General features: G+C 52.5%; 21 protein-coding genes. 6 read left to right on the top strand and 15 right to left on the bottom strand.

All coding sequences use genetic code 11. The features are described 5' to 3' along the window. Nucleotides 1-19: 19 nt before the first annotated feature. Together pdhB and pdhA are read right to left on the bottom strand one after the other, a co-directional pair. Nucleotides 20-997: a pyruvate dehydrogenase complex E1 component subunit beta gene (gene pdhB, locus QWV57_RS04980; protein WP_011230559.1), complete on the bottom strand. Its 978-nt coding sequence runs from the start codon at nt 995-997 to the stop codon at nt 20-22. 3 nt (nt 998-1,000) lie between these two features. Further along, on the bottom strand, nt 1,001-2,110 hold the full coding sequence (pdhA, locus tag QWV57_RS04975; RefSeq protein WP_013523311.1) for a pyruvate dehydrogenase (acetyl-transferring) E1 component subunit alpha: 1,110 nt from the start codon (nt 2,108-2,110) through the stop codon (nt 1,001-1,003). Between the two features lie 527 nt (nt 2,111-2,637). On the opposite strand from pdhA, the gene def reads away from it, so the two are divergent. Beyond that, nucleotides 2,638-3,192 (top strand): peptide deformylase, encoded by a 555-nt coding sequence (def, locus tag QWV57_RS04970; protein ID WP_011230557.1) that lies wholly within the window; start codon nt 2,638-2,640, stop codon nt 3,190-3,192. A gap of 52 nt (nt 3,193-3,244) precedes the next feature. On the opposite strand, the gene QWV57_RS04965 is transcribed toward def, so the two are convergent. Further along, on the bottom strand, nt 3,245-4,027 hold the full coding sequence (locus QWV57_RS04965; protein WP_015374335.1) for a Cof-type HAD-IIB family hydrolase: 783 nt from the start codon (nt 4,025-4,027) through the stop codon (nt 3,245-3,247). 176 nt (nt 4,028-4,203) lie between these two features. On the opposite strand from QWV57_RS04965, the gene QWV57_RS04960 reads away from it, so the two are divergent. From QWV57_RS04960 to rnjA, 3 genes are all read left to right on the top strand, one after another. Further along, entirely contained in the window at nt 4,204-4,338 is a 135-nt protein-coding gene (locus QWV57_RS04960) for a hypothetical protein (RefSeq protein ID WP_014195339.1), read from the top strand. 146 nt (nt 4,339-4,484) lie between these two features. Further along, nucleotides 4,485-4,700: a DNA-dependent RNA polymerase subunit epsilon gene (locus QWV57_RS04955; RefSeq protein ID WP_013145900.1), complete on the top strand. Its 216-nt coding sequence runs from the start codon at nt 4,485-4,487 to the stop codon at nt 4,698-4,700. After that, complete coding sequence (rnjA, locus tag QWV57_RS04950) at nt 4,697-6,364, top strand: ribonuclease J1 (RefSeq protein WP_011230553.1); 1,668 nt, start codon at nt 4,697-4,699, stop codon at nt 6,362-6,364. Before QWV57_RS04955 ends, rnjA begins: the two co-directional genes overlap by 4 nt. A gap of 71 nt (nt 6,365-6,435) precedes the next feature. On the opposite strand, the gene QWV57_RS04945 is transcribed toward rnjA, so the two are convergent. The 9 genes from QWV57_RS04945 to fadH all read right to left on the bottom strand — a co-directional run bounded on the left by QWV57_RS04945 (nt 6,436) and on the right by fadH (nt 13,334). Further along, the gene (locus QWV57_RS04945; protein WP_013145901.1) at nt 6,436-7,098 is read right to left on the bottom strand and encodes a potassium channel family protein; all 663 of its coding nucleotides are present in this window, start codon (nt 7,096-7,098) and stop codon (nt 6,436-6,438) included. Between the two features lie 168 nt (nt 7,099-7,266). Continuing rightward, nucleotides 7,267-7,509 carry a YkuS family protein gene (locus QWV57_RS04940; protein ID WP_011230551.1) on the bottom strand — a complete coding sequence of 81 codons (243 nt, stop codon included), beginning with the start codon at nt 7,507-7,509 and terminating at the stop codon, nt 7,267-7,269. Between the two features lie 55 nt (nt 7,510-7,564). Further along, nucleotides 7,565-8,698 (bottom strand): N-acetyldiaminopimelate deacetylase, encoded by a 1,134-nt coding sequence (locus tag QWV57_RS04935; protein ID WP_015374334.1) that lies wholly within the window; start codon nt 8,696-8,698, stop codon nt 7,565-7,567. 59 nt (nt 8,699-8,757) lie between these two features. After that, on the bottom strand, nt 8,758-9,468 hold the full coding sequence (gene dapD / locus QWV57_RS04930; protein ID WP_011230549.1) for a 2,3,4,5-tetrahydropyridine-2,6-dicarboxylate N-acetyltransferase: 711 nt from the start codon (nt 9,466-9,468) through the stop codon (nt 8,758-8,760). Nucleotides 9,469-9,664: 196 nt separating this feature from the next. Continuing rightward, entirely contained in the window at nt 9,665-10,138 is a 474-nt protein-coding gene (gene cbpB, locus QWV57_RS04925; protein WP_011230548.1) for a cyclic-di-AMP-binding protein CbpB, read from the bottom strand. Nucleotides 10,139-10,240: 102 nt separating this feature from the next. Further along, nucleotides 10,241-10,444 (bottom strand): antirepressor AbbA, encoded by a 204-nt coding sequence (abbA, locus tag QWV57_RS04920; protein WP_013145903.1) that lies wholly within the window; start codon nt 10,442-10,444, stop codon nt 10,241-10,243. A gap of 187 nt (nt 10,445-10,631) precedes the next feature. Next, nucleotides 10,632-10,865 (bottom strand): hypothetical protein, encoded by a 234-nt coding sequence (locus tag QWV57_RS04915; RefSeq protein WP_013145904.1) that lies wholly within the window; start codon nt 10,863-10,865, stop codon nt 10,632-10,634. A 48-nt stretch (nt 10,866-10,913) separates the two neighbouring features. Then, complete coding sequence (locus tag QWV57_RS04910; protein ID WP_015374332.1) at nt 10,914-12,131, bottom strand: EAL domain-containing protein; 1,218 nt, start codon at nt 12,129-12,131, stop codon at nt 10,914-10,916. Between the two features lie 435 nt (nt 12,132-12,566). Further along, complete coding sequence (gene fadH / locus QWV57_RS04905; RefSeq protein WP_013523307.1) at nt 12,567-13,334, bottom strand: 2,4-dienoyl-CoA reductase; 768 nt, start codon at nt 13,332-13,334, stop codon at nt 12,567-12,569. A 144-nt stretch (nt 13,335-13,478) separates the two neighbouring features. Between fadH and QWV57_RS04900 the strand changes: the two genes are divergently transcribed. Together QWV57_RS04900 and QWV57_RS04895 are read left to right on the top strand one after the other, a co-directional pair. Further along, entirely contained in the window at nt 13,479-14,348 is an 870-nt protein-coding gene (locus QWV57_RS04900; protein ID WP_015374331.1) for a metallophosphoesterase, read from the top strand. A 68-nt stretch (nt 14,349-14,416) separates the two neighbouring features. Further along, nucleotides 14,417-14,851, top strand: coding sequence for a YkyB family protein (locus QWV57_RS04895; RefSeq protein WP_015374330.1), 435 nt, complete (start codon nt 14,417-14,419; stop codon nt 14,849-14,851). A 305-nt stretch (nt 14,852-15,156) separates the two neighbouring features. Here QWV57_RS04895 and QWV57_RS04890 read toward each other — a convergent pair whose 3' ends face one another. From QWV57_RS04890 to QWV57_RS04880, 3 genes are all read right to left on the bottom strand, one after another. Next, a complete protein-coding gene (locus QWV57_RS04890; RefSeq protein WP_015374329.1) occupies nt 15,157-15,924 on the bottom strand; it encodes a hypothetical protein in 768 nt (255 codons plus the stop codon). 119 nt (nt 15,925-16,043) lie between these two features. Then, complete coding sequence (locus QWV57_RS04885; RefSeq protein ID WP_129447506.1) at nt 16,044-17,672, bottom strand: diguanylate cyclase; 1,629 nt, start codon at nt 17,670-17,672, stop codon at nt 16,044-16,046. A gap of 171 nt (nt 17,673-17,843) precedes the next feature. After that, on the bottom strand, nt 17,844-18,494 hold the full coding sequence (locus tag QWV57_RS04880) for a glycoside hydrolase domain-containing protein (RefSeq protein WP_015374328.1): 651 nt from the start codon (nt 18,492-18,494) through the stop codon (nt 17,844-17,846). Nucleotides 18,495-18,541: the final 47 nt, after the last annotated feature.

Raw genomic sequence — 18,541 nt, 5'->3', positions numbered from 1 at the left:
TCCCCCGGACTTGTCCAAATTAGAAGTTGATCACTTTTTTCGCCGTCTCGATCACGTCTTTAAAGTTCGGCAGCCACACCGATTCTGCTTGAGCGAACGGATAGACGGTATCCGGCGCGGCGACGCGCAATACAGGCGCCTCAAGGCTTAAAATCGCGCGCTCGTTAATTTCAGCAACGACGTTGGCGGCGATGCCGGCTTGCCGTTGCGCTTCTTGAACGACGATGGCGCGGCCCGTTTTTTCGACCGAACCAATGATCGTCTCAATATCGAGCGGCTGCACGGTGCGCAAGTCGACGACTTCGGCAGAAATGCCTTCTTTCTCTAATTCTGCCGCCGCCTTTAACGATTCATGCACCATGGCCCCGTACGCGATAATCGTAATGTCTTTCCCTTCACGCTTAATGTCTGCTTTGCCGATCGGAATTGTGTACTCTCCTTCCGGCACCTCTTGTCGGAACGAACGGTACAGTTTCAAATGCTCAAGGAAAATAACCGGGTCGTTGTCGCGGATCGCCGAGATGAGCAATCCTTTCGCATCATACGGCGTCGACGGGATGACGACTTTCAAGCCCGGCTGTTGGGCGACGAGTCCTTCTAAGCTGTCTGAGTGCAATTCTGGCGTATGGACGCCGCCCCCAAACGGCGAACGAATCGTAATCGGAACATGGTAGCGGCCGCCAGTGCGGTAGCGGATGCGCGCCATTTGTCCGCAAATCGCATCCATCGCCTCATAGACGAACCCGAAAAACTGAATTTCCGGCACCGGGCGAAACCCTTGCAAAGCCAAGCCGATCGCCAAACCGCCAATTCCCGATTCGGCCAGCGGCGTATCAAACACACGTTCTTCGCCAAACTCAGCTTGCAGCCCTTCGGTCACCCGGAATACGCCGCCGTTGACCCCAACGTCTTCGCCAAACACCAGCACGTTCGGATCGTTTCTCATCTCGATGCGCAGCGCATCGGTGATCGCTTGAACCATTGTCATTTGCGCCATGGCTTACTTCGACTCCTTCTCTTTATAAATTTCATACTGCTCTTTTAAGTTCGCCGGCAGCTCTTCGAACATGATGCTGATTAAGTCGGTCACTTTTTGTTTCGGCGTTTCGTCCGCTTTTTTGATCGCTTCCTTGATGTCCTCTTTCGCCTGCTCGATGACGCGGTTTTCTTCCTCTTCGCTCCATAAACCTTTCGCTTCTAAAAACTTGCGGAAGCGGACAAGCGGGTCTTTTTTCGCCCATTCGTTTTCGAGTTCTTTCGAACGATAGCGCGTCGGATCGTCGCCGGACATCGTGTGCGGACCGTAGCGGAAGCAAAGCGTTTCGATGAGCGTCGGCCCTTCGCCGTTAATGGCGCGTTCGCGGGCTGCTTTCACCGCGGCGTAGACCGCAAGCGGATCCATGCCGTCGACTTGAATGCCCGGAATGCCGGCAGCGACCGCTTTTTGCGCCAATGTTTTGGCGACCGTTTGCTTCTCCACTGGCGTCGAGATGGCAAAGCGGTTGTTTTGCACAACAAAGATGGCCGGTGCCTTAAACGCCCCCGCGAAGTTGATCCCTTCATAAAAGTCGCCTTGCGATGTGCCCCCATCGCCGGTATATGTAATGGCCACCGCCTTTTTGCCCCGCATTTTCAAACCGAGCGCCACGCCGGCCGCTTGAATGTATTGAGCCCCGATAATAATTTGCGGCGGCAAGACGTTGACGCCTTCAGGAATTTGATTGCCATGAAAGTGGCCGCGCGAGAACAAAAACGCTTGATAAAGCGGAAGCCCGTGCCAAATGATTTGCGGAACGTCGCGATATCCCGGCAAAATGAAATCTTCTTTCTCAAGCGCAAAATGGCTGGCGATTTGGCTCGCTTCTTGCCCGGCGGTCGGCGCGTAAAACCCGAGTCGGCCTTGGCGGTTCAACGAAATGGAGCGCTGGTCGAGGATGCGCGTATACACCATGCGGCGCATCAGCTCTTTCAGCTGCTCATCGCTTAACTCCGGCATCGCCTCTTCGTTGACGATTTCGCCTTCTTCATTCAAAATTTGAAACGTCGGAAACTGCTCGGCTACTTTCTCGAGCTGCTCCGCAAATCGAAACTGGGAGGTTTTCACACCCATGTCATCCACCTCTGCCTTTCATGAGAAATTTTAGAAATGAGAATACATTCACCCATATACTATTAATGTACCCAAAATGAAAGAGAAATAAAAAACGGCCGCCATCCGGCGCCAACGCAAGCAACAAAGGCGCCGAAATCTGTTTCACTATTTTTCAAGATTGAATTAGTACAATACGCATTTGCAAGTTTTAGTTTACACGTTCTTGGATCAACCGTCAACGACTTTGATTTCTCATGTTTTTTCGCTTTATCTTTTGGGTGAAATTGGAATTGGTAATATTCCGCCCACAAACTGTTATATTACATCCCTCACCATCTGTATGAGTCCTGTATTATATTTTCACAAAATACAAAACACACAGTGGCTTGACAAGATAATGAAAACGTTTTCTCGAATTTGTCTTATTGTTTTCCTTATACTCGAATAATATATTCGTGCGGTTGCGTTTTTATTTACGATCGATGCTCATTTTGTTAGACTAAACGATAGACAGCGATGCCAAACGTAGGGAGTGAACGAAGCGAATGATCACGATGAAGGACATCATCAAAGAGGGGCATCCGACATTGCGGAAAATCGCCGAACCCGTTCCGTTGCCGCCTTCAGAGGAAGATAAGCGCATTTTGCAAAGCTTGCTTGACTACGTGAAAATGAGCCAAGACCCGGAGCTGGCAGCGAAATACGGCCTGCGGCCCGGCATTGGCCTTGCCGCCCCGCAAATCAACGTCTCAAAGCGGATGATCGCCGTCCATGTCACCGATGAAAACGGGACGCTGTACAGCTACGCCTTGTTCAATCCGAAAATCGTCAGCCATTCCGTCCAGCAATGTTACTTGACGACCGGGGAAGGCTGCCTGTCGGTCGACCGCGACGTGCCGGGGTATGTGCCGCGCTATGCCCGCATCACGGTCACTGGGACGACGATCGACGGCGAAGAAGTCACACTGCGCTTAAAAGGGTTGCCGGCCATCGTCTTCCAACATGAAATCGATCATTTAAACGGCATTATGTTCTATGACCGCATCAACCCCGATGACCCGTTTCAAGTGCCGGACGGAGCGATTCCAATCGGGCGCTAAAAAGCCCGCTGTCAATGGCGAGCGGCCTCGCCGAAAAGGCCAAGGCCGCTTTTTATCGGATGAGCTGCAGCTGTTTCAATCCGTACCAAATGCCTTCCTTATCGACCGGCTTCGTAACGAAGTCGGCGACCCTTTTCACTTCCTCATGGGCGTTGCCCATCGCCACCCCGGTTCCGACAAACGACAGCATTTCAATATCATTCAATCCATCGCCGAACGCGTACACATCCTTCTTATCGATCCCGAGCTTTTCGATCATCATGCGGATGCCTTCCGCCTTCGAGCCCCCTGCCGGCAGCACATCCGTCGAGACGTCGTGCCAACGGACGAAGCGAAATTCGGGATAGTTGCGCACATACGGTTCTTCTTCCTCGGCGCGGCAAAACAGAAGCGCTTGGTAAATGTCTTTGTTCTCATAATAAAGAGGGTCGACAGGCGGGTGGGCGAATTTTAGGCTCGCCATGCTGACGTGGATGTGCGGATGGTCGCTGATGCTCGCTCTCATTTTCTCCGCATCCATAAAGACGAGCGGATGGCCGTTTTTGTGGGCTTCCTCCGTCAGCGCCCTGATTTTCTCGCGCCGGAGCGGCTGCTTGTATAGCACATTCCCTTCAAAAACGACGTATTGGCCGTTGAAACTGACGAACGAATCGATGCCAAGCTGTTTGCGCACATGCTCAAACATAAACGGAGCGCGTCCGGTGGCGATGGCGACATAAACGCCCGACTGCTTCAGGCGGCGAACCGCTTCGATCGTTGACAACGGCAGCTGCTTTTGCTCATCAAGAAGCGTGCCGTCGATGTCGAAAAAGACGATTTTTCTGCCCACGTTCACTTCCCCTTGTAAAAAAATTGTTCATTGTTTACCGTACTGAAAAACGCCCGGAATGTCAACCAAGAGGCACGATCTGTCCCATTTTTACCCATGAAAAACAAACCTCCGCCTACATATCATATAGAATAGAACATTTACTTTCACCGCAAAATGAGTACAATAAAAGGTAAGGAGTGATGAAACATGTTGAAAAAGCTGAAAAAAAAGCTGCTTCAACAGTGGAAAGACCTGCTCCGGAAAAAATTGATCGCCTGACCGTTACAACAACAGCCCTTCCATTCGAAGGGCTTCTTTCCCACTTTGGCGAATAAAGCGGGCAACATTCATCAAAGATGATGCATATCGTCGGCACATCTCACGCCTGTTTTTTGCTTTTGGCAACAAAATACATGAAAAGAACGTTACATTCTTATATAATAGATAGAGCAACCATTGTACGATAAGGAGAGATTTCACGATGATTTTCAAAGTGTTTTACCAAGAAAACGCAGACGAGGTGCCCGTGAGAGAAAAAACGAAAACACTCTACATCGAAGCAGAATCAGAGCGGGATGTACGCCGAAAACTCGAAGGCCGTCCGATCAATATTGAGTATATTCAGCCGTTAGAGGGAGCGCATCTAGAATACGAAAAGAAAAGCCCGAACTTTCAAGTATTGGAGATTTCATCATGAAGCTGTTGACAGACCAGCAAGTTGGCGTTTTTGCCCTCGGCGGACTGGGTGAAATCGGAAAAAATACATACGGCGTACAATTCCAAGACGAAATCATTGTCATTGACGCAGGCATTAAGTTTCCGGAAGATGAGCTGCTTGGGATCGACTATGTCATTCCAGACTACTCCTATTTAGTGAAGCACGCGGACAAAGTGAAAGGACTGTTCATCACCCACGGGCACGAAGACCATATCGGCGGCATTCCGTATTTGCTCCGGCAGGTGAACATCCCGATTTACGGCGGCAAATTAGCGCTTGGGCTGATTCGCAATAAGCTTGAGGAACATGGATTGTTGCGCCAAGCGAAACTCATTGAGATTCGCGAAGACGATGTCATCCGCTTCCAAAAAACGGCCGTCACCTTTTTCCGGACGACACACAGCATTCCGGACAGCTACGGTATTGTTGTGAAAACGCCAGTCGGGCAAATCGTTCACACTGGGGATTTTAAATTCGACTTTACGCCGGTCGGCGAGCCGGCCAATTTGACAAAAATGGCCGAAATTGGGAAAGAGGGAGTTCTTTGCCTGCTGTCGGACAGCACGAACAGCGAGATCCCGCATTTTACGATGTCGGAGCGGCGCGTCGGTGAAAGCATTCACGACATTTTCCGCAAGGTGGAAGGACGCATCATTTTCGCCACATTTGCATCCAACATCCACCGTCTCCAACAGGTGACGGAAGCAGCCGTCGCCAACAACCGAAAAATCGCTGTCTTCGGTCGAAGCATGGAAGCGGCGATTGAGATCGGACAAGACCTCGGCTATATCAAATGTCCGAAAGGCACGTTCGTCGACGCGAACGAAATCAACCGCCTGCCGGCCAACCGGGTGACGATTTTATGCACCGGCAGCCAAGGGGAGCCGATGGCCGCCTTGTCGCGCATCGCCAACGGCACGCACCGGCAAATTCAAATCATCCCGGGCGACACGGTCGTCTTTTCCTCATCGCCGATTCCGGGCAACACGGTGAGCGTCAACCGGACAATCAACATGCTGTACCGCGCCGGTGCAGAAGTCATCCATGGCCCGCTCAACGACATCCATACGTCCGGCCACGGTGGGCAGGAAGAACAAAAATTGATGATCCGGCTGATGAAGCCGAAATATTTCATGCCGATCCACGGCGAATACCGCATGCAAAAAATGCACGCCAAGCTCGCCATCGACTGCGGCGTGCCGGAGGAAAACTGCTTTATTATGGACAACGGCGAAGTGCTTGGCATCAGCGACAAAGAAGCGCGCATCGTCGGCAAGATCCCGTCCGGCTCCGTCTACATCGACGGCAGCGGTGTCGGCGACATCGGCAACATCGTCTTGCGCGACCGCCGCATTTTGTCTGAGGAAGGGCTCGTGATTGTCGTCGTCAGCATCAACATGAAAGAGTTCAAAATCGCCGCCGGCCCGGACATTATTTCTCGCGGCTTCGTCTATATGCGTGAGTCAGGTGACTTAATCAGCGAAGCGCAAGTGTTGATCTCCAAGCATCTCGAAAAAGTGCTGGAACGGAAAACGAACCAATGGTCGGAGATCAAAAACGAAATTACGGAAACGCTCGCTCCGTTCTTGTACGAGCGGACGAAACGGCGGCCAATGATTTTGCCGATCATCATGGAAATCTAAAGAAAAAAGGGCGTCCTTGCAAAAGGATGCCCTTTTTCCGTCATCATCATGCACAGGCCGCCTGCCAGCCGTCAACCGACCACTTTTTCCTCAAACCGGTCAATGTCGCTGTCAGCGCCGATGACGACCAACACGTCGCCTTTGCGGATGATTTCCGAAGCGAGCGGGGAGACGATGACGCTTGCTCCACGCTTGATGGCGACGATGTTGATGCCATAGCGGGCGCGGATGTCAAGCTCCAAAAGCGAATGGCCGTCAAGCCGCTCGCTTGCCACGATTTCGACAATGCTGTATTTGTCCGACAGCTCCAGATAATCTAGGACGTTGTTGGAAATCAAATTGTGAGCGATCCGCTCGCCCATGTCGCGCTCTGGATGCACGATTTGATCAGCGCCGATTTTTTTCAGCACTTTCTCATGGTAATCGTTCGTTGCCTTGACCGTAATATGGTTGACGCCGAGCTCTTTTAAAATCAGGGTCGTCAAAATGCTCGCCTGGATGTTGTCGCCGATCGCGACAATGACATGGTCGAAGTTGCGGATGCCTAAACTTTTCAGCACGTTTTCATCGGTCGTGTCGCCGACGACGGCGTGCGAAGCGATCGACGCAAATTCGTTTACCCGGTCTTCATCAATATCAATGGCCAATACTTCCATCCCTTGTTCGCTCAGCGTCCGGCAGATGCTGCCGCCAAAGCGCCCGAGGCCGATGACGGCAAACTGTTTCTTTTTCATTGACACTCCTCCATCGTTGATCAAGCATTGTTTCTTCCCCTTATTTTAGCAAAAAAGAAAAAGGAACGAAAACGTTCTTCGTTCCTTTTCCACCATTCCTTTACGCTATGCGATTTCGCCATTTCGCCAAAAACGGGCTGCCAGCGCACACAGTCCGAACGTTCGTCATCAGCGAAGTTTTTCTTCGACTTTTTGGCAAATCTCTTCTGCGGTGAGCCCGCTCGCTTCAATGACCGGACCGGACGTCACGATGTTGTGAATGCCGGCGATATTGGCGTCCAGGCCGGTAATGACGCAGCAGTCGCAGCCTCTTGCGTCTTGCTCCCCTCGGAGCGGCACAACGTCATATCCTCGCTCTTTCAACGCTTCCTGTACATCCGTCAACGATGGCTCAACACCAATTTTCGCCATCACAATCCACCTCCTCACACTCATTAATGTGTGTTGCTAGAGGCGGAACTATACTTCATTCTGCGTTTCCTTTCCATGAAAAATAGTCGATTAAAAACGCGATGGCGCGGTCGATCGCTTCCTCGTTCGGAACCAGTTTTGCATGGTGCAGCCCATATGGCGAATCAACACCGAGCCAAAACATAAATCCAGGAATTTCCGCCAACATATAGCCGAAATCTTCGCCAGTCATCGCTTCTTTGCAACGGATCACATTCACGCCGCCGTGCGCCTTGGCAAACTTCATAAATTCCGCTGTCAGATCCGGATCATTGTACACTTCATGGTACATGGCACCGTAATCGATGGATGTTTCACATTCGTACGCGACTTCAATGCCATGCACGATCGCTTCAATCCGCCGCTTCACCTTCTGCATCGCTGCAGTCGACAGCGTCCGAATCGTTCCTTCGAGCCGGGCGTGCTCCGCAATGACGTTTTGCACCGTCCCGCCGGCAATTTTCCCGATCGTAATGACCGCGCTGTCAAGCGGATCGACGTTGCGGGCGACGATCGACTGCAGCTGCGTCACCAATGCGCAGGCGGCGACGACCATGTCATTCGCTAAATGCGGAAACGCCGCGTGGCCACCTCTTCCCTTCAAATCAATAAACAGCTCCGACGTATTGGCAAACAGCAACCCTTCTTTCGTTGCAATCGTACCGACTGGATATTCCGGCGCAATATGCAAGGCGACGATCATATCCGGCTTCCATTCCCGCATGATGTCGCTTTCTAACATTGGCTTTGCTCCGCCCGGTCCTTCCTCGGCCGGCTGGAACACAAACAGCAAATCATCTTCCAATGGATGATGAGCAAAATGGGTGAGCACGCCAAGAGCGATGCTCATATGCACATCGTGGCCGCACGCGTGCATGTGCCCTTCATGTTTCGACCGATACGGCAAGCCGGTCTCCTCGCGAATCGGCAGCCCGTCCATATCGGCGCGGTAGCCGATCGTTTTGCGCGGCGATGTTCCGTTGACTTTGACGAAAATCCCGGTTTTCCACGTCCGGACTTGAAGCCGCTCTTGCGGCAGGGACTGGATATAGCGAAGCAAATATTGCTGCGTCTTAAACTCCTGAAACCCAAGCTCCGGAATTTGATGCAAGTCGCGGCGAATGGCGACAAATGGGCTGATCGCAGACATCGTCTCTCCTCCATGGGTAAAAAAGCTGTCCTCGTGTGAAGGGACAGCTTTTATGATGATTATAATTGGCGAAGCTCCTGCTTAATCTCCGTTTTCGCCCGCGTTTGCTCGTCGATCTGCTTAATGACGCGCGCCGGCACGCCGGCCACGACCGTATACGGCGGCACGTCTTCGACAACAACGGCGCCGGCAGCCACAACCGCTCCTTTGCCGACCGTGACGCCTTCCAAAATAACGGCATTCGCCCCGACGAGCACATCGTCTTCAATGACGACCGGCTTGGCTGATGGCGGCTCGATCACGCCTGCCAACACCGCGCCGGCGCCGATATGGCAGTTTTTCCCGACCGTCGCCCGGCCGCCGAGCACCGCGTTCATGTCGATCATCGTTCCTTCGCCGACGACGGCGCCGATATTGATGACCGCTCCCATCATAATGACGGCGTTGTCGCCGATTTCGACATGGTCGCGGATGATAGCGCCCGGCTCAATGCGCGCCTTGATGCCTTTCAAATCCAAAAGCGGAATGGCCGAGTTGCGGCGGTCGTTCTCGACGACATAGTCCTCGATTTTGTCTTGATTCGCTTCGATTGCCGCTTGAATGTCTTGCCATTCGCCAAACACGACGCCGACGTTGCCGGTAATAAACGTTTTCGCGCTTGAGCCGAAATCGATGCCTTCGAGATCCCCTTTTATGTATACTTTGACTGGTGTCGATTTTTTGCTGTTTTGAATAAAGGAAATGATTTCATTGGCGTCCATCATCTTCATGGGCGATATCCTCCTTTACACCTGTATTCTTTTTTACTTTAGCAAAACAGAGATCATTGTGACAAGCACAAATTCATCGAGCAAAATGCTGTAAATATCTTCTCGAAGGCTTGTACTTGCGGAAGTTGCCACGCAGCTTCCGAACTGATCAGCCAAAGCCAGCTGCTCTTGTTATTGCACACGATTACCTTTCTGCTCATTGTTCAGCCTCTTTTCGGCCTAGCTTCCGGCCGCCATTAGGCCTGTGCAGCTGTTTATTCAGTTGCTTCAGTACTTCCCGTCGAGTGAAAATGCCTGCAAAATAGCCGTCGTCATTTTCCACACACACGAACGGATGGTTGACAATAAGCCCCACTGCCTTCATCAGGCTGTCGTCAAGCCGCAGGCGCGGAATGTTTCGGTTCATCACTTCTTCGACCTTCATCGTCTCGAGACGTTCAAATTCGATGCGCTCCAATCCTAAAATTGCATCCATCATCATCGTCATGCTGATGAGCCCGTGAAGCTTATAAGATGTGTCCAATACCGGAATCGCCGAATAGCCGGTTTTCGTCAGGACGAGCAGCGCATGATCCAAATAATTTCCCGGCTGCACATGCGCCACTTTATCCGCCGGAATCAGAAATGGCTTGACAGTCATTTGCATGAATTCATTGTGTTCCCATGTCATGCCGATGTTCCGCCTTTCTTCTGCATCTTCTCCTCTCCACACTGTTATCATACCATAAAAAAGACTATCGCTTCCTGCGATAGCGATAGTGCACAACAATTTTTATCCTTCCTCTTCCTCTGTCAACAGGCGGTCGTATAAACGCAACAGCTGCCGGTACCGGTGTTCATCGACCTCCTTGTCTCCGTTTTCGATATCCGCCAGCTCGGAGCGGATGAGCTCGAGTGCATATTGCTGGCTGAACAAAACGTCAAGCAATAACGCCGCTTCCTCGCCCGACAGCCTTGTCGGCAGCCGCTTCGTCATCTCCATTCCCCCTTTGCCTCTTCCGCTTCCATATATATTCGCCGGCAAAGGAAAAAAGTCATGGAAAAAACCGTCATTTCCAAGCGACCAAAAAACGGTTTTCTCTCCTTAAAGCAGACAGATGCGTGATATTTTGTGCATGGCGGCCATCAAAAAAGGTGTCCCGCCTTGTTGGGACACCTTCCGTTCAATAATATCGAAGCGCCAAATAACCGATGGCAAACACAGCAAGCAAGACGGCGAGCACATACGCAAGCAATATCGGGTTGCGCAAATAGGCATGCTCCTCGACCGTTTTCGGGATCGGCCCGTCAAGCTCTCCTTGCCAGCGCTGCTGGCGGCCGAGACGGACCGTATAGATAAATCCAATCACCGCAATCAATACAGAAAGGACAGATAATACGAAAGTCAGCTGTGCCATACGTTTCACCTCATGCTTACTTTGCCGCAATGAGGCGATTTTATGCAGTCAATAATGGGCGTCATGCTCAAACAAATAGCTGTACGACAAGTCAATAAACAAGTAATGGCGCTCATCGATCGGATACGAATACGTCCGGATCGTTTCCCCTGTTTCAATATCCGTGTATAAATCGGACAAAATCCCTCTTCGGCGCGAGCGCATGCGAATAATGTTTTCCAAAAAATATGGGCGCCAGCTCCAGTTTTTCATATAATATTGCGGCTGAAGCTCCCACCGGCCGCCGCGCTTGAACATATTGCCCGACTGCTGGAAGCCGTCCTCATCACAAACATAAATGCGGAAGCAAACATCGTCGAGCTCGCCGGCCAACAGGGAAATGAGCTCGTTAAAATCGGCGGCTTTTTTGTATTTGCCAAGCAGCGCGCTGATCCGCTGCTGAAACTGCTCAGCAATTTGATACAGCGTTTCAAGCTTTTTCTTTTCCTGCTGGATGAAGCGATGGCACTCTTGGCGGAGCAAGTCTTTCAACAAATCGCGCGGCACAACCTCAGGCGCCGGCTTGGCCAAATAATACCCTTGATAATAGCGGCCGCCATGCCGCCAAGCATACTGAAGCTGAAATGACGTTTCGATGTCCTCATACAGGAGCGTCGCTCCGATTTTGCGCGCCAACAGCGAAATCGAGTGAACGATTTCCTGGTATGCTTGATGAACGGACGTTTTCCGCAATTCACGCAAATCGATTTTTAAAATGTCAGGCGACAAGACGCCGATTCGCTCAAGATGAATGCTATGTTCGGCGATGTTGTCGACCGCCACTTTAACGCCGTATGTACGAAGATACGTCAATAAATGGCTGAGCTGATCGACGTCTCCCTTGAAATGCTGCTCGTTGATTTCCAAAACGATGCGGCTTAGCGCCAACCCTTTCGCTTCGTAGGTGAGAAGCAGCTGCAAAAACGACTCGCCGCGGTCAAGCATCAGCAAGTTGGCATCACGGTTTAAAAAAATGAGCAACGTTTGATCATCAAGCGACAGAAAATAGTCGAGCGCCTTTTTCGTAACCACATCATCCACTTCGATGCGAAATTCTTCTGGAATGGTTTCATCGTGAAAAAACGGCCCAAGGCTGACCGGCCCTGTTTCCGTTTGAAACCGACCGAGCACTTCATAGCCGACGACCCCATGCTCATCGGCGCTGAAAATCGGTTGATAGTGCGGAATCACTTGCGGCAAGTTGGCCATAACGTCTAATGCATCCATCGTGCCCACCTCATTCCCATCGACCATCTTTGCCTTTATTATAGCATAATTGCCCAATCGTTCCTGACGTAAAAAAAGCGGCTCCCCTGACAGCAGGGAATCCGCTTGTGACAAAAGCCGTTACGTGCAATGAGCCGGTTGCCCGCGATAAATGAAGAAATACCGCCTGCAATCCCTTTTGGGTGAGGACCATCTTTCTTTACGGCAAATTTGAGTGAACTACCCACCACCTACGCTTCGCTTAGAGATGGGGGCTTCAAGCGACTTGTGTGTGTTCGCCGAACGGTAAGCCACACACAAGAACCCTTTACGCTTCCCTTCGTTCCGAAGGTGTCCGTTCTAGCCATATTCTATCCTATTCGTTGGCTAACGCCAACCGAATTCATCTCCCACTTTCACTTCGTTTCAAAGTGGGAGACTTCTTTCGGAAAGATGTTAAAACGGCCGCCGGTTCAGCCATTGGCCGCCGTCGACTGTGATGCAAGCGCCGTTAATGTAAGCGGCTTCATCCGAAAGCAAAAACGAGGCGACCGCCGCGATTTCTTCCGGCGTCCCGAGCCGCCCGAGCGGCACGCTTTCCAACGTCATCCGCTCCGCTTCCTCTGATTCCCAAAGCCGCTCCGCCCCGCCGGTCCGTTCGATCGGTCCGGGAGCGATCGCATTGACGCGGAAGCCGTACTTTTTCCCCCATTCCACAGCAAGCGTGCGCGTCATTGCCAGCACTCCAGCCTTGGCGCTCGCTGAATGAATGACCCCGGCGCCGGCATGCCAGGCATATGTCGCAACGATGTTGATAATGTTCCCTTTCAAGCCGCGCTGAATCCAGTAGTTGCCGACTTCCCGGCTGCAGTAAAACGTGCCGTTTAACACAATGTTAATGACGCTGTTCCAGCCGTTGATCGACAACTTTTCCGCCGGGCAAATGAAATTGCCCGCCGCATTGTTGATGAGGGCATCGATGCGGCCGAATTCCGCATCAGTCCGCTCCACCATGTGCGCCACTTGTTCCGGGTTGCGCACATCCATCGGGATCGTAAGCACTTTCCCTCCATCCGGCGCGGCGATTTCCCGCTTGGCCTCTTCGAGCGCCTCGGCCCGCCTTCCCGTAATGACGACGTTGGCCCCCTCAGAAACAAACCGCTTCGCCATATATTTCCCCATTCCGCTCGACCCGCCGGTCACAATGATCACTTTTCCGTTCATCCATTTCTCCTCCTAATGACTGATTACTCATTCATTTCTATCATATCATAAAATAGCGGAATATTCGAACATTATTGTTCCCCTATTGTCCTTCTCTCCCCCTTTTCGTTATAATAAAGCTACTTGTGAAAGGACGGCGAAACGATGCACCATATCGAAACAACCAAACTAAGCCGGCGCGCCTTTTTGAAAAAGCTGGCGCGCACAAGTTTCAGCGCAGCGCTGGCGATGGCAGCCGCCTCTGGCTACGCCCGCTGGATTGAGCCAGCCGAGCTGACCGTGACGCACCATGCACTGTCGCATCCGCTGATCCCAAAGTCGTTTGCCGGCGTCAAGCTGCTGCAGTTCAGTGATCTCCATCTCGGCCATTATTACGGCTTGGAACGCTTTTACCGCATCATGGGCCGCATCAACGAACTCGGGCCCGATCTCGTCGTATTCACAGGCGATCTGCTCCATGAGGCGAACCGGTATCCGCACGTCGACGCGGTCGCTGAGGCGTTGGCCGGCGTCCGCGCTCCTCTTGGGAAATTTTGTATTTACGGAAACCATGATCACGGCGGCTATGGAACAGATATTTACCGTCGATTGATGGAACGAGCCGGGTTCCGCGTTCTCGTCAATGAGCATGCACTCGTCCGGCGCGGCCACGGGGCGATCGCGATCGCCGGCAGCGACGATATGATGCTCGGACGCCCGGACTGGTCGAAAATGACGAACGGCATTCCGCGGGCGACATATACGATCGCCCTCGTTCATGAGCCGGACGGTGCCATTGAGGCTCGCCGCTTCCCTATTCACGTTCAACTGTCTGGCCATAGCCACGGCGGGCAAATTCAGTTGCCGTTTATCGGGCCGCTTATCACGCCGCCGTTGTCTGAGCGGTATTATGAAGGGTTTTACCACGTCGGCGGACTCTTGTTGTACGTCAACCGCGGCCTTGGCACGACGCGGGTGCCGCTTCGCTTCTTCGCTCCGCCGGAGTTGACCGTTTTTTCGCTTACCCCCGGCTAGAAGTAGGACAAACCGGCCAACAACGCTGCTTCCTATGTTATAATAGAAAGAAAAAAGGAGACATGCCGATGAAACCGTTGCAATTGACGGTCGACAATATTGCCAAAGCGATTTTTACCGTCAACCGCCATGCGAAAACCGCGTTGAATCCTGCATTCCTTTATCTTCTAAAGAAAAAGGCGATTGAAAAGCTGCTCGAGGAGGGGAAGGCGAAAAAAGTGGGCCTCCATTTTTCCCGCAATCCGAAATACAGCCAACAACAATCCGACGTGCTTGTCGCCGTCGGCGACTACTACTTCCACATCCCACCGACAAAACAAGATTTCGCCGCCCTTCCGCACCTTGGCGCTCTCAACGATTCATACCGCAACCCTCCAGCTCGGATGCCGCTGTCAGAGGCAAAAGCCATTCTCATGGCCTACACCGGATTAAAAGAAAAGCCGGAACAAAAGCCGAAACGGCTGACAAAACCCGTATTTAAACGACTCGGCGACCGCTATTAAGCGGACGCCTGTTTTTTCAACAAGGGGGGCATCTTAGCACCGAGCCGGCAGCAGAAACATCGATCTCTCTTTTGTTTCACCCTGTTTTTTCACCAATCCTAAAAATACCCGAACTCCAAAATGTGTAAAGTGGCAGCGCTCAATATAGGGACATGTTCATCCTTCTGCTGATGACGAATTTTTTTGTGGCTCTTCACCAAAAGTTGTACTTGATTTTTTCTGAACATACCCTATTTACGCTTGTGAGGGAAAATCAACAAATCAGTGATTTTTGCACATCTTTGTGCAGGAAACCGTATTGCTTGTCAAGTACATGTTGTGGTGAAGAGCCAATATCCGTAAGGCTTCTCCGTTTGAGGAAAAACAGGATTGAGCCGCCTTCCCTGTTCAATCACCAGTCCTCTAAAGGAGCACAAATGCTGCTTGAGCCTCTCCGCTTCAAGCGGCATGCCGATTTCCGCCATCGCCTTGAGCGCGCGAACGCGAAGCTCCAACTCATCGGATGCCAACAGCTCCAGCAAAAACGACCGCTCCTCGCGCCGGCGGATGCCGATCATATCCACGAACGCGCATTTCCCCGCCCGCGTCAGCTCATCAAATCGCTGTTCCACCTGTCGAAGCAGCCGCTCGCTCATATGGCCAAAAATAACTCGGTACGCAAACTCGGTCAATTCATATTTCGGCTCAAGCACGTAGGCCACCACTGAGCTATAGTCAAATCGGGCGAAAATCGTCAACAGTTTTGCTTCTTCTCCTCTCGTCACCCGGTCGGAGAGGTACAACCGCTCCATCTCCGGCAGCATCGCCTTCATCTGCAAATCCTCGATCAGAAACAGTGCGTTCATCCGCTCGCTCCAATCCCGGCTTGACAACCGGCGGCGCAGCCATCCTTGAAAATGCTTTTCCGCCAATGTTCGGATTCTCTCCTGCACCTTTTCTCCTTTCAAGAGCGAAGCGAAATGGTCAAGAAGCTCCATCATCGCCTCACGCTCAAGCGGCGAAGACGGCAACGGCAGCTCTTCCTCTTCGCCGAGCACATAACGAAACAGCGGAAGATGGAACCGCTTCTTCAAAACCCTGATCTCTGCCTGGCGTCTATTTTCCCTCCATTTTCGCACCACCAAATAGAGAAAGAGGTTTACTAACAGTGCAAGGAAAACAATCGTTGCGGCTAAGGCAGAAAAAAGCGCCATCACTCCTCCAACTCCTTCAACAGCCGGCGCAGCCGCGCCTCAAGCTCAAGCCATTTAAACGGCTTTGTCACATACTCGTCCGCTCCTCGGTTCAGCGCATGGGCAATATCCCGCTCATCTTGGCGCGACGTCAGCATCATCACCTTGTATGGCTTTCGCTCTTGACGGAGGCGGTTCAGCACTTCAAGGCCGTCCATTTTTGGCATCACCCGATCCAAAATGACGACAGATTGCCGCCCGCTTTGATAAAACGGAGATTCGAGAAACGAAAGGCCGTCGCCAAACTCGTAAATGTCTGCTTTCCTCCCCTGTTCATTGACGAGCTTGCGGACAAGATCAGCAATCATCATCCGCACGAGTTCATCGTCGTCTACGATGGCAATCGCCCATCGCCGCCGATCCGTTGATGCTTGGCTTGGGGCCTCATCCGAAAAACCGCTTTTCTCACGCGCCGCCTCTTCGATCCGATTGCCGCCGCCTCGTTTCGCCGCATACAGCGCCTTGTCGGCCAGACGCAGCCAATAGTCAAGCGGCCGATCCGGTTCATCGCACTCAACCAGGCCGGCGGAAAACGTACATGATAGGAGTGCGCCATCCGCTTCGACTTTTTCGGCGGCGAACTGGCGTTGCAGCCGCTCAAGCACTGCACGAGCCTCGCTTTTGGACGTTTTGGCCAGCCAAACGACAAACTCTTCGCCCCCCAAGCGAACGACCGTATCCACTCCACGTGTATGTTGGCGCAAAAAGGCAGCCAGCTTTTGCAATACCGCATCGCCTGCAAGGTGGCCGAAACGGTCATTGACTTGTTTGAAATGGTCCAAATCAAGCAACGCCAAACAGCTTGGCGCTCCGTAACGCTCGAGGTCGCTCCGAAGGCGGGCGTATACCCGCGGCAAATACTTCCGGTTGTACACACCTGTCAATTCGTCAATGAGCACAAGGTCATCGATTTTTCGTTTTTTTTCAATGAGCCGGCGAACGCGAACGAACAGCTCATCTGCCGCTGGGGTGGTGATGACATCATCCGCGCCAAGCTCATAACCTTTCAACCGCCCCTCTTTGCCCTCGTCTCTCCTTACAATGACAACAGGAAGATAGGGGCGCTGTCCGGCGCGCTCAAGCAAAACCGTCAAGTCCGGATTCTCCCACTCTCCCTCCTTCACGCTGACGATGATGCAATCCGGGCTGAGACGAAACATCGACGCGGCCGCCTGCTCAAGGGAGGGAATCGTCGTGAAACGCCATGGCACGGTTTGCAGGGCGCCGCGGACGTAAGCAAAAAACAGGGGATCATTTCCACAGAGGAGAATCGCTGCTTTCGGCCCTTGGCGGTGCGAAGAGGGAATGGCGGCAGAAGCCGCTTCCCCGGCTTCATAGAAGCAGCGAAGGAGAGAAACCATCTCCATCAGCGCCTCCTCCGCTGTCCATTGCCGTTTTGTTTGGCCGTTCAATCGATGAATGAGCCGCTCTGCTTCAGCAGCGATGTCGCTGCGACCAATCACCGCCGCCGTCCGGCCGACAGCATTGAAAAATCGGGCCAATTCCCCACCGTCAAGCGGCGGCCCCGCCCTCCATCGTTCGTATTGTTCATGGATGCGATCCAACAACGAGGCGACAGATCGATCCATATTCCCTCTCCTTTCGATCATCGTTCCGTTTTTCCCAACCGACTGACATCCTCCTTTTTTCCTATTACTAATATAATCAATCCAAGCAAAAAAATTAAAAGAAAAGACGCGCAACAGCCAACAATTCTTTAGCCGCATAAAAAAGCCGCTGCCTTTTTGCAACGGCTTTGTTCAATACAAAAAGTCCAATAGGCGTCGGTCAGCTAAATTCGTGTCAACCGGGCAGACTTCTGCATCACGTCCGTACTGCCACACCCAGACATTCGCGCTGCAAGGCGGGGCAGCCGGCTGATAGCGCGGCGCTTTCTGCTCTTTCGTCGTTCCCGGCCTTGGTGCGGCGCTCCAAATGACCGCCTGCACCGCCACTTGGTTGTTCCGGCTGACCGCCTCGCAATAGGCAGCGGCGAAATCCCCTTTCGTCGGGTCCGCGTACAGCCCCGGCCGGTATCCGGTCGGATAGAGCGTTTCCACCCAAGCAGCGATCCAAGCGGCATCCACAGCGAAAAAGTCTTCGATGTTGGCAAACAGCAGTTTATTTTTCGGAATGCCGAGCCGCCGCGCATGGAACACCGCGTTGCGCGCCGCCACCTGACCGTTCGCATAGCCGACCGCTTCGCGGAAGGCGTTATAAATCGGCAGCACCTTCACGCCATAGTTGCGGATGCGGGCGATCTCGTCGCGTGTCAACCCTTCGGACACGTTCGGCACTTCCGACAAATAACGGCCCCAAAATTTCGGATAGCCAAGCTCCGTCCGCACGCATTGAAACAGCTGATCCGTTACGGCTTGCGCCGAGTCGACGCCCCAAATTCCTCTTGCCATCGGTTCCCCTCCTTCGCGCTTACGCTGCCGTCATGATGTAATTATGT

Origin of the sequence: Geobacillus zalihae (genome assembly GCF_030414215.1) — a bacterium.
Classification (GTDB): domain Bacteria; phylum Bacillota; class Bacilli; order Bacillales; family Anoxybacillaceae; genus Geobacillus; species Geobacillus zalihae.
The sequence above is the reverse complement of the archived record's forward strand: the minus strand, read 5'-3'. Positions and strand labels throughout refer to the sequence as shown.